Below are 11,577 nucleotides of genomic sequence, written 5' to 3' on the forward strand. Positions count from 1 at the left end.
GAACGGGAGTATTCCCGTCGATGGGGACTCGACGCCGGGCGGCTCGCGGCGCTCGGTCCGGATAGCATGGTGATGCACCCCGGACCGATGAACCGCGGTCTCGAGATCTCGGCGCAAGCCGCCGACTCGCCCCGGTCGACAGTGCTCGACCAGGTGACCAACGGCGTCTCGGTGCGCATGGCCGTGCTGTATCTGCTGCTCGCGGGAGCAGCGGACGAGAAGGAGGACAGACGATGAGCGAGGTCTTCCTGTTCCAGGGGGCACACCTTGAGGGCGGCGAGGCCGCCGACCTCATCGTCGAAGACGGCCTCATCGTCGAAGTGGGCACCGGGCTGAGCCGCGCCGGCGCGACCGTGGTCGATGCTGCCGGCCTGATCGCACTGCCCGGTCTGGTCGACCTCCACACGCACCTGCGCGAACCCGGGTACGAGGCATCCGAGACGATCCTCTCCGGATCGCGTGCCGCTGCTGCCGGTGGCTTCACGGCGGTCTTCGCGATGCCGAACACCTCGCCGGTGGCGGACACCGCTGGTGTCGTCGAGCAGGAGCTCGCGCTCGGTGAAGCTGCCGGCTACGTGACCGTCCAGCCGATCGGTGCGGTGACGGTCGGGCAGAAGGGCGAGCGGCTCGCCGAACTCGGCGCGATGGCGTCTTCGCGTGCCCGCGTCCGGGTGTTCAGCGACGACGGCTTCTGCGTGTGGGACTCGCTCATCATGCGCCGCGCGCTCGAGTACGTGAAGGCGTTCGACGGCGTCATCGCCCAGCACGCGCAGGACCCGCGGCTCACCGAGGGCGCCCAGCTCAACGAGGGTTCAGTCTCCGCGGAGCTGGGCCTCGCCGGCTGGCCCGCCGTTGCGGAGGAGTCGATCATCGCCCGCGACGTGCTGCTCGCCGAGCACGTCGGCTCGCGGCTGCATGTCTGCCACCTCTCGACCGCCGGATCGGTCGACATCATCCGGTGGGCCAAGCGCCGCGGCGTCAAGGTCACCGCCGAGGTCACCCCGCATCACCTGCTGCTGACCGACGAGCTCGCCCGCGGGTACGACGCCCGGTTCAAGGTGAACCCGCCGCTRCGCCGTGACGAGGACGTGCTGGCGGTCCGCGAAGGACTCGCCGACGGCACGATCGACATCGTCGCGACCGACCATGCCCCGCATCCCGACGAAGCGAAGTCGTGCGAGTGGCAGGCCGCGGCCAACGGGATGGTCGGGCTCGAGAGCGCGCTCCGGGTGGTGCACGAGGCGATGATCGACACCGGCCTGCTGGTCTGGGCGGATGTCGCGCGGATCATGTCCCGCACCCCCGCGCGGATCGGGCGGCTCGACGGCCACGGCACGCCGCTGAGCGACGGGCACCCGGCATCCTTCACCCTCTATGACCCGGCGCCGGTGCGCACGTTCTCGGTCGCCGACCTGCACGGTCGCAGCGTCAACTCGCCCTACCTCGGGCGCGAACTGCCCGGCGAGGTGCGCTGGACGGTGCACCGCGGCCGGCCGACCGTGGTCGACGGCGTGCTCCAGGACCTCTCGGGGGTGCGCGCATGACCACCGAAGGAGCCCTCCTGGTGATGATCGGGGTCGCCGCTCTGATCATCGCGCTCGTCGTGTGGGGGTGGGTGCGCCGCACGCGGCGCGACGCCGCCCTCACCGCCCCGACCGCTGCCGCACCCGCCGACGCCCAGGTCCGTGCGTCGTTCTCGGGGCTGTACGTCGCCACGACCCGCCACGGTGAGCCGCTCGAGCGCCTCGCGATCCGCGGGCTCGCCTTCCGCTCCCGCGCCGACCTCTTCGTCACCGACGCCGGGGTCGCCCTCGACGTCACCGGAGMGCCGCGCGTGTTCCTGGCCGCTGACCGCCTGGTCGGCGTCGCGCAGGCGACCGTCGCGATCGACCGGGTCGTCGAGCCCGGCGGCCTCGTGCGCCTGGAATGGCGCACCGACGACGCGACGATCGTCGACTCCTACTTCCGACCGCAGGATGCCTCGACCCGTGCCGTCGCGGATGCGATCGCGCCGCTCTGCACCCCCACTTCGACCTCGACCTCGACCCCGATGGGATCCGACGCATGACCTCCCAGTTCCACGCCGACCCTGCCGTCCTCGTTCTCGAGGACGGCACCCGCCACCCGGGTCGCGCCTACGGCGCGCGCGGCACGACGCTCGGCGAGGTGGTCTTCGCCACCGGCATGACCGGCTACCAGGAGACGCTCACCGACCCCTCCTACGCCGGACAGATCGTGCTGCAGACCGCACCGCACATCGGTAACACGGGGATGAACCGTGAAGACCCCGAATCCCGCCGCATCTGGGTGTCCGGCTACATCGTGCGCGACCCCTCGCGCGTGGTCTCCAACTGGCGGGCGGATGCCTCGCTCGACGACGCTCTCGTGGCGGACGGCGTCGTCGGCATCAGCGGCATCGACACGCGCGCGGTCACCCGGCACATCCGCTCGGCGGGCAGCATGCGCGGTGGGATCTTCTCCGGCGCCGCGGCCGGCGTCGGGGAGGCCGAACAGCTCCGGCTCGTCCGGGAGGCGCCGCAGATGGCCGGCCGCAACCTCTCGGCCGAGGTCTCGGTCGCGGCGACCGAGGTCACCATGGCGACGAGCGAGCGGATCGGCAGCCTCGCCGTGCTCGACCTCGGTGTGAAGCAGTCCACGATCGACAACCTCGCCGCCCGCGGCTTCGACGTGCACGTGCTGCCGCAGGACGTCACGATCGAGGGCATCCGAGAGATCGACCCCGTTGCGGTCTTCTACTCGAACGGCCCTGGCGACCCCGCGGCCTCGGACGGTCACGTCGCGCTCCTGCGCAGCGTGCTCGATGACGGGCTGCCGTTCTTCGGCATCTGCTTCGGCAACCAGCTCCTCGGCCGGGCCCTCGGACTCGGCACCTACAAGCTGCCGTTCGGGCACCGCGGCATCAACCAGCCGGTGCTCGACAAGGCCACCGGCCGCGTCGAGATCACCGCGCACAACCACGGCTTCGCGGTCGAGGCTCCGATCGCGGGCGAGTTCGACAGCCCCGCCGGCTACGGCCGCGTCGAGGTGAGCCATGTCGGGCTGAACGACGACGTCGTCGAGGGGCTCCGTGCCCTCGACATCCCGGCGTTCTCGGTGCAGTACCACCCCGAGGCGGCCGCCGGCCCGCACGACGCCAACTACCTCTTCGACCGATTCCGCGACATGGTCATCGCGCACCTCGACCAGAAGGACGCCGAGTAATGCCCAAGCGCGACGACATCAAGAGTGTCCTGGTCATCGGCTCCGGCCCGATCGTCATCGGTCAGGCCTGCGAGTTCGACTACTCCGGCACCCAGGCCTGCCGGGTGCTCCGCGAAGAGGGCGTGCGCGTCATCCTCGTCAACTCCAACCCGGCGACCATCATGACCGACCCCGACTTCGCCGATGCGACCTACATCGAGCCGATCACGTGGCAGGTCATCGAGACGATCATCGCGAAGGAGAAGCCCGACGCGATCCTGCCGACCCTCGGCGGCCAGACCGCGCTGAACGCGGCGATCGACCTGCATAATCACGGCATCCTTCAGAAGTATGACGTCGAGCTCATCGGCGCGAGCTTCGAGGCGATCAACAAGGGCGAGGATCGTCAGATCTTCAAGCAGCTCGTGCTGGACGCAGGAGCGGATGTCGCGGCATCCCGCATCGCCCACACGATGGACGACTGCCTCGCCGCCGCCGAAGAGCTCGGCTACCCGCTCGTCGTCCGCCCCTCCTTCACGATGGGCGGCCTCGGCTCCGGGTTCGCGTACGACGAGCGCGACCTGCGCCGCATCGCCGGCGCCGGCCTGCGCGACTCGCCCACCACAGAGGTGCTCCTCGAGGAGTCGATCCTCGGGTGGAAGGAGTACGAGCTCGAGCTCATGCGCGACACGGCCGACAACACCGTCGTCGTCTGCTCGATCGAGAACGTCGACCCGGTCGGCGTGCACACCGGCGACTCGATCACGGTGGCCCCGGCCCTCACGCTCACCGACCGCGAGTACCAGAAGCTCCGCGACATCGGCATCGACATCATCCGCGCCGTCGGCGTCGACACCGGCGGCTGCAACATCCAGTTCGCCGTCGACCCGTCGAACGGCCGCATCATCGTCATCGAGATGAACCCGCGCGTGTCGCGCTCGTCGGCGCTCGCCTCGAAGGCGACCGGGTTCCCGATCGCCAAGATCGCCGCGAAGCTCGCGATCGGCTACCGGCTCGACGAGATCCCGAACGACATCACTAAGGAGACGCCGGCGAGCTTCGAGCCCACGCTCGACTACGTCGTCGTCAAGGTGCCCCGGTTCAACTTCGAGAAGTTCCCGGCGGCAGACACGACGCTGACCACGACGATGAAGTCGGTCGGCGAGGCCATGGCGATCGGCCGCAACTACGCGACCGCGCTGCAGAAGGCGCTGCGGTCACTCGAGAAGCGCGGCTCCTCGTTCCACTGGGACGACCCTTCGACAGGCTCAGGGACTGAGGCGTCGATCGAGGAGCTCATCGAGCTGTCGAAGACCCCCACCGATGGTCGGATCATCCACGTGCAGCAGGCGCTGCGCGCCGGCGCGACGATCGAGCAGCTCTTCGACGCGACCGGCATCGACCCCTGGTTCCTCGATCAGATCGTCCTCATCAACGAGGTCGCCGAGTTCGTCCGCACCGCGGGGGAGCTGGATGCCGCGACCCTCCGCGTCGCGAAGGAGCACGGCTTCAGCGACACCCAGATCGCGCAGCTCCGCCGGATTACCGAGGTCGAGGTGCGCGGCATCCGTCACGCGCTCGGTGTGCGGCCCGTCTTCAAGACGGTCGACACCTGCGCGGGCGAGTTCCCGGCACTGACGCCGTACCACTACTCGAGCTACGACTTCGAGACCGAGGTGCGGCCGTCCGAGCGCACGAAGGTCGTCATCATCGGCTCCGGCCCGAACCGCATCGGCCAGGGCGTCGAGTTCGACTACTCCTGCGTGCACGCGTCGTTCGCGCTGTCCGAGGCCGGCTACGAGACCGTCATGGTCAACTGCAACCCCGAGACGGTCTCGACCGACTACGACACCTCGGATCGCCTCTACTTCGAGCCGCTGACCCTCGAGGACGTCCTCGAGGTGCTGCACGCCGAGGCGCAGTCGGGTGAGATCCTGGGCGTCATCTGCCAGCTCGGCGGTCAGACGCCGCTGGGGCTCGCGAAGGGGATCCAGGATGCCGGCTACCGCATCCTGGGCACCAGCCCCGAGGCCATCGACCTCGCCGAAGAGCGCCAGCTGTTCAGCGACATCCTCGACGCCGCCGGTCTCATCGCCCCTCGGCACGGCACCGCGACCGACCCGGACGGTGCCGTCGCGGTCGCCGAGGACATCGGGTACCCCGTCCTCGTGCGGCCGAGCTTCGTGCTCGGCGGACGCGGCATGGAGATCGTCTACGACACCGCCGCCCTGCGCGACTACTTCGTCCGCACCGCCGGCGAGGTGATCGTCGAGCCCGGCAAGCCGCTGCTCGTCGACCGCTTCCTCGACGACGCCGTGGAGATCGACGTCGACGCCCTGTACGACGGCGACGAGCTGTACATCGGCGGCGTCATGGAGCACCTCGAGGAGGCCGGCATCCACTCCGGCGACTCCAGCTGCACGCTGCCGCCGATCTCGCTCGGCCGCACCGAGATCGACCGGGTGCGCGACGCGACCCTGGCGATCGCGGCAGGGGTGGGGGTGCGGGGCCTGCTCAACGTGCAGTTCGCGGTGAGCGCCGGCGTGCTCTACGTCATCGAGGCGAACCCGCGGGCCAGTCGCACGGTGCCGTTCGTCTCGAAGGCGCTCGGCATCCCGCTCGCCAAGGCGGCCGCTCGGATCATGGCCGGCGAGACGATCGCCGAGCTGAAGGAGAACGGCCTTCTGCCGCCGTCCGACGGTTCGCGCGTGCCGCTGGATTCGCCGGTCGCCGTCAAGGAGGCCGTGCTGCCCTTCAAGCGGTTCCGCACGAAGGAGGGCCTCACCGTCGACTCCGTGCTCGGACCCGAGATGCGCTCGACCGGCGAGGTCATGGGCATCGACCGCGACTTCCCGACCGCGTTCGCGAAGAGCCAGGAAGCCGCCTACGGCGGCATGCCGCTGACCGGGACCGTGTTCATCTCGGTCGCCGACTCCGACAAGCGCGCGGTCATCCTGCCCGCCCACCGGCTGCAGGAACTCGGCTTCACCCTGGTGGCGACCGAGGGCACTGCCGAGATCCTCGCCCGCAACGGCATCGCCGTCGAGGTGGTGAACAAGTACTCCGCCACGCAGGAGAGCGGGGCGACGAACATCGTCGACCTGATCAACGCGGGCGAGATCGACATGATCGTGAACACCCCGAGCGGCGGCTCCGCGCGCGCCGACGGCTACGAGATCCGCGCGGCGGCCGTCGCGGCCGACAAGGCGCTCTTCACGACGATGGCCGTCCTCGGCGCCGCAGTGAGCGCCCTTCCGGTGCTCCGCCAGGGCTTCGCCGTGCGGAGCCTGCAGGAGTACGCCGCCGATCGGGCGGCGCGCGCATGAGCGGAGGGTTCGGGGAGCGGCTGCGCGCAGTGATCGCCGAGCGCGGACGCCTGTGCGTCGGCATCGATCCGCACGAGCATCTGCTGACGCAGTGGGGATTGGATGCCTCGGCCGCCGGCGCCCGGGAGTTCGGGCTGCGCGTCGTCGACGCCGCCGCGGGACGGGCCGGCATCGTCAAGCCGCAGGTGGCCTTCTTCGAGCGGTACGGCTCCGCCGGGTACGCGGCTCTCGAGGATGTGCTGGCCGCGTCCCGGGCAGCCGGCCTGATGGTGATCGCGGACGCCAAGCGCGGCGATATCGGCTCGACCATGGACGCGTACGCGCGCGCCTGGCTGACCCCTGGCTCGTCGCTCGAGGCTGATGCCCTGACGGTCAACCCGTACCTCGGCGTCGGATCCCTCGGCGACACCGTGACGCTCGCCCTCGCCCACGGCAAGGGTCTGTTCGTCCTCGCCGCCACCAGCAACCCGGAGGCAGCCGAACTGCAGACCGGACGGGTGGGAGCACACACCGTGGCCGGCCGCGTCGTCCACGACGTCACCGAGGTCAATGCCAGGAACACCGCACCGGGGGAGTGGGGGAGCGTCGGGCTCGTCGTCGGCGCGACCGTCGACCGTGCCACATTCGGGCTCCCTGAGACCATCACGCCCCCCGCGCCGATCCTCGCGCCGGGCTTCGGCCACCAGGGCGCGACCCTCTCCGACCTCGCCGCGCTCTTCGGGTCGCTCGCTCCGGCGGTCGTCGCCAGCGAGAGTCGCGGCATCCTCGCCGGYGGTGCGGCCGAGGTCGCCGATCGAATCCAGGCACGTCTCGACCAGCTCGAGGAGGAAGCCAATGGCTGACGCACAGCACCCACCCGAGGTCGACCGCGCCGCGGCATCGCGTCGCGCCGTCGCCGCGCGGCGCGCCCGCGCCGCGCTGAAGAAGGACATCGCCATGCGCGTCGTCACGCCCCAGGAGGTGCTGCGGCGCGCGTTCGCCGATGCGGCATCCCCGTCCGGGACGATGCGGGTGACGGAGTTCCTCACGAGCATCCCGGCGATCGGCGAGGGCAAGCGCGACCGCCTGCTGGCCGAGCTCGCCATCTCACCGGTGAAGCGACTCGGCGGATTGGGTGCGCGGCAGCGACGTGCGCTGACCCACCTGCTCGACGAGCGCTGGCCCGAGCTGCAGCCGCGCGGCGCGCGCAGCCGGCTGGTCGTCCTCGCGGGGCCGACCGCGGTCGGCAAAGGCACCGTGGCCGCGCAGATCCGCGACCACCACCCGGAGATCCACCTGTCCGTCTCGGCGACGACGCGCGCGCCTCGACCGGGCGAGGTCGACGGGGAGCACTACTACTTCGTCGACGATGCCGAGTTCGACCGGCTCATCGCCGAGGGCGAGCTCCTCGAGCACGCGACGGTGCACAATCGCTTCCGCTACGGCACGCCGCGGGGCCCGATAGAGGCGGCACTGGACGCCGGCCGGCCGGTGCTTCTCGAGATCGATCTGCAGGGTGCGCGCCAGGTGCGCGCGGCCGAGCCGTCCGCCACTCTGGTGTTCCTGCTGCCCCCGAGCTGGGACCAGCTCGTGCAGCGCCTGGTGGGCCGCGGCACCGAGGAAGCGGAGGAGCGCCACCGGCGCCTGCGCACCGCGAAGGTCGAGCTCGCGGCCCAGAACGAGTTCGACTTCCGTGTCGTGAACGACGATGTCGCCCAAGCGGCCCAAGAGGTCGTAGAATTGGTGATGGCGCCTGCGCGTCCGTCTGCGCGCGCCTGAGCGGAATCCTCGACGCATTCCGCGCTCCCACCGACATCCGTCGCCTAACCAGGAGGTTTCTTCGCTATGGCCGGAACGAACCAGGGCATCATTGAGCCCCCCATCGACAGCCTGCTCGAGAAGGTCGACTCCAAGTACCAGCTCGTCATCTTCGCGTCCAAGCGTGCGCGCCAGATCAACGACTACTACTCGGATCTGCACGAGGGCAACCTCTTCGACAACGTCGGCCCGCTCGTCGACTCGACGGTCGAAGACAAGCCGCTGACCATCGCGCTGCACGAGATCCACGAGGACAAGCTGCGCCTGCGCCCCGTCGCAGAGTAAGTCCTCCGTTCCGAACGGTCGGCCTGATCCCGCTGTGTCGCCACGAGGCGGCCCACCGGGGCGGTGTCGGCCGTTTCGGGCATACTGGTGCGCGTCCGCACCCGACTTGGAGACATGATGTCCGAGCTGCGCCTGTTCACGTCCGAGTCCGTCACCGAGGGGCACCCCGACAAGATCTGCGATCAGATCTCGGACAGCATCCTCGACGCGATCCTCACCGATGACCCCCGCGGGCGGGTCGCGGTCGAGACGCTCGTCACGACCGGTCTCGTTCACGTCGCGGGCGAGGTCTCCACCAGCGCGTACGTCGAGATCCCCGCGATCGTGCGGGCCGTCGTCAACCGGATCGGCTACAACTCGAGCGACACCGGCTTCGACGGCAGCTCGTGCGGCGTCAGCATCTCGATCGGCGCGCAGTCCTCCGACATCGCCGCCGGCGTCGACAAGGCGTTCGAGCGGCGCGAAGACGGCTCCGAGGATCCGCACGATCTCCAGGGCGCGGGCGACCAGGGCATCATGTTCGGCTACGCCACGACCGAGACGCCGCAGCTCATGCCGATGGCCATCTGGACGGCCCACCGCATCGCCGAGCGCCTCGCCGAGGTGCGCCGCGACGGCACGCTGCCGTTCCTCCGGCCCGACGGCAAGACGCAGGTGACGCTCGGCTACGACGGTGCTGTGCCGAAGACGGTCGACTCGGTCGTGCTCTCCACGCAGCACCACCCCGATATCTCTCAGGCCGACCTGCGCGCCCAGGTGCGGGCCGAGGTGATCGACCCGATCCTGGCCGAGACCGGCCTCGACCTGCCCGGCGTGAAGTACTACATCAACCCGGCCGGTCCGTTCGTCGTCGGCGGGCCCAAGGGCGACGCAGGACTCACCGGTCGCAAGATCATCATCGACACCTACGGCGGTGCGTCCCGGCACGGTGGCGGGGCGTTCAGCGGCAAGGACCCATCGAAGGTCGACCGCTCCGCCGCGTACGCGATGCGCTGGGTCGCCAAGAACGCCGTCGCCGCCGGCCTCGCCGATCGGCTCGAGGTGCAGGTCGCCTACGCGATCGGCAAGGCCAAGCCGGTCGGTCTCTATGTCGAGTCCTTCGGCACCGGGCACGTGGCGGACGACGTCATCGTCCGGGCGATCCGGAGCGTCTTCGACCTGCGCCCCAAGGCGATCATCGAAGACCTGGATCTGCTGCGCCCGATCTACGCGAAGACCGCCGCCTACGGTCACTTCGGCCGAGAGCTGCCCGAGTTCACCTGGGAGCGCACCGACCGCGTCGACGACCTGCGCGCGGCCGCCGGTCTCTGAGGTGATCGCGCGGCCGGTGGCCCGCGTGCTGCTCGACTCGCCGCTGCCGCAGCTCGACCGGCTGTTCGACTACGCGATCCCGGAACACCTTGAGGCCGTCGCGCAGCCGGGCGTGCGCGTGCGCGTCCCGCTGCGCAGCGCCGGCCGCGTCGTCGACGGGCTCATCGTCGAACGAGGAGACCCGGATGCCTCGGATCGGCCGCTCTCCGAGGTCGACGCCGTCGTCTCGCCGCAGCCCGTGCTGACGCCGGGGCTGTACGCGCTGGCCCGTCGGGCCGCCGATCGCGCCGCCGGGTCGGCCTCCGACATCCTCCGTCTCGCCCTGCCCAAGCGGATGGTCCGTGCGGAGAAGGCGTGGCTGGCCCGTGGACCGCTCGAGACGCCCGTGGTCGATGCGACCGCGCTCGACGACGCGAACCGCGTGCTCGGCGAGTTCGCCGGGCTCGCCGACGCCATCGACGATCGAGGTCGAGTGGCGGTGGATGCGCCGCCACGGCTGGCCCGCGCCGCCGACGGCGCCGTCATCGGCGCGTGGGCAGAACTGCTCGCTGCGGCCGCGGTGCGCACGATCGCCGCGGGCGGCAGCGCGATTCTGGTCGTTCCAGACCATCGCGACCAGAGCCAGCTCGAAGCAGCGCTGACCGGCCGCGTGCCCGCCGACGCGCTGCTGCGGGTGGATGCCCGGCAGAGTTCTCCGGCGCGGTACTCGGCGTTCCTGCGCGGTCTCGCCGATGTTCCGTGCATCGTGATCGGCAATCGCTCGGCGGTGTATGCGCCGGTACACGCCCTCGGCCTGCTCGCGCTCTGGGACGACGGCGATCCGCTCCTCGCCGAGCCCTTGAGCCCCGGCGTGCACGCTCGCGACGCCGCGCTGCTGCGGCAGGAGCTCGACGGCTGCGCCCTGATCTTCGCCGGCCACACCCGCACGACGGATGTCGAGCGCCTCGTCCAGGTCGGCTGGGTGCGCGAAGTGACCACGGCGCGTCGCGTCAGCCCGCGCGTCGTGCTGAGCGCCACCCGGGAGGGGGAGTCGCGCGGCGCTCGAGTCCCCTCTGCGGCCTTCGCCGCCGCACGGACGGCGCTTGCCGCGGGGCCCGTGCTCGTGCAGGTGGCGCGACCCGGCTACGCCCCCGTGCTCGTGTGCGCAGAATGCCGACGGCCCGCGCGCTGTGCGCACTGCGCGGGTCCGCTGCATGCGAAGCGACCCGGGGCGGTCCCGCACTGCTCGTGGTGCGGACGCACGGCCACGGCCTGGACCTGCCCGCACTGCTCCAGCGAACGGGTGCGGATGGCCGCCTCGGGCAGCGAGCGCACGGCCGACGAGCTCGGCCGTGCCTTCCCCGGAGTGCGGGTGATCGTCGCCGACGGCGAGCACCCGGTCGCTCGGGTAGACGCGCGTCCCGCGCTCGTCGTCGCGACGCGCGGTGCCGAACCCATCGCCGACGGCGGCTACCGTGCGGTGATCCTCCTGGACGGGGAGCGGATGCTGCTCGCCGAGGATCTGCGGATCGGCGAGTCGTGCCTGCGGTGGTGGTCGAACGCCGCCGCGCTGGCAGCCCCGGATGCGCCCGTCCACCTCGTGGGGGTTGCCGGCGCGGTCGCCCGTGCCCTCGCCACCTGGACCCAGGCGGCCTACGCGCGCGCCGAGCTGCAGGAC

General features: G+C 70.8%; 9 protein-coding genes and 1 pseudogene. All 10 read left to right on the forward strand.

Annotation, left to right across the window (positions count from 1 at the left end):
* Positions 1-237 (forward strand): annotated as a pseudogene (locus tag AC1DVT_RS13080) (aspartate carbamoyltransferase); the annotation flags it as partial.
* A complete protein-coding gene (locus AC1DVT_RS13085; protein ID WP_477389498.1) occupies positions 234-1,544 on the forward strand; it encodes a dihydroorotase in 1,311 nt (436 codons plus the stop codon). The pseudogene AC1DVT_RS13080 and the gene AC1DVT_RS13085, both read left to right, overlap by 4 nt.
* A complete protein-coding gene (locus tag AC1DVT_RS13090) occupies positions 1,541-2,068 on the forward strand; it encodes a PH-like domain-containing protein (protein WP_477389499.1) in 528 nt (175 codons plus the stop codon). The genes AC1DVT_RS13085 and AC1DVT_RS13090 overlap by 4 nt, the downstream gene beginning before the upstream one ends.
* On the forward strand, positions 2,065-3,222 hold the full coding sequence (gene carA / locus AC1DVT_RS13095) for a glutamine-hydrolyzing carbamoyl-phosphate synthase small subunit (protein WP_477389500.1): 1,158 nt from the start codon (positions 2,065-2,067) through the stop codon (positions 3,220-3,222). Before AC1DVT_RS13090 ends, carA begins: the two co-directional genes overlap by 4 nt.
* Complete coding sequence (gene carB, locus AC1DVT_RS13100; protein WP_477389501.1) at positions 3,222-6,527, forward strand: carbamoyl-phosphate synthase large subunit; 3,306 nt, start codon at positions 3,222-3,224, stop codon at positions 6,525-6,527. The genes carA and carB overlap by 1 nt, the downstream gene beginning before the upstream one ends.
* Entirely contained in the window at positions 6,524-7,369 is an 846-nt protein-coding gene (gene pyrF / locus AC1DVT_RS13105; RefSeq protein ID WP_477389502.1) for an orotidine-5'-phosphate decarboxylase, read from the forward strand. Before carB ends, pyrF begins: the two co-directional genes overlap by 4 nt.
* Positions 7,362-8,285, forward strand: coding sequence for a guanylate kinase (gene gmk, locus AC1DVT_RS13110; protein ID WP_477389503.1), 924 nt, complete (start codon positions 7,362-7,364; stop codon positions 8,283-8,285). Before pyrF ends, gmk begins: the two co-directional genes overlap by 8 nt.
* A 66-nt stretch (positions 8,286-8,351) precedes the next feature.
* Entirely contained in the window at positions 8,352-8,609 is a 258-nt protein-coding gene (rpoZ, locus tag AC1DVT_RS13115) for a DNA-directed RNA polymerase subunit omega (RefSeq protein WP_457098684.1), read from the forward strand.
* Positions 8,610-8,726: 117 nt separating this feature from the next.
* Positions 8,727-9,920, forward strand: coding sequence for a methionine adenosyltransferase (metK, locus tag AC1DVT_RS13120; RefSeq protein WP_477389504.1), 1,194 nt, complete (start codon positions 8,727-8,729; stop codon positions 9,918-9,920).
* A 16-nt stretch (positions 9,921-9,936) separates the two neighbouring features.
* The coding region (locus AC1DVT_RS13125; protein ID WP_477389505.1) for a primosomal protein N' family DNA-binding protein at positions 9,937-11,577 on the forward strand (1,641 nt) is incomplete at its 3' end.

The sequence above is a fragment of the Microbacterium sp. P2_F9 genome (assembly GCF_056403635.1).

What these genes read in the sequence shown, in the direction of transcription:
- carA (WP_477389500.1), top strand. Translation starts at nt 2,065, where the DNA reads ATGACCTCCCAGTTCCACGCCGACCCTGCCGTCCTCGTTCTCGAGGAC.
- carB (WP_477389501.1), top strand. Translation starts at nt 3,222, where the DNA reads ATGCCCAAGCGCGACGACATCAAGAGTGTCCTGGTCATCGGCTCCGGC.
- gmk (WP_477389503.1), top strand. Translation starts at nt 7,362, where the DNA reads ATGGCTGACGCACAGCACCCACCCGAGGTCGACCGCGCCGCGGCATCG.
- rpoZ (WP_457098684.1), top strand. Translation starts at nt 8,352, where the DNA reads ATGGCCGGAACGAACCAGGGCATCATTGAGCCCCCCATCGACAGCCTG.
- metK (WP_477389504.1), top strand. Translation starts at nt 8,727, where the DNA reads ATGTCCGAGCTGCGCCTGTTCACGTCCGAGTCCGTCACCGAGGGGCAC.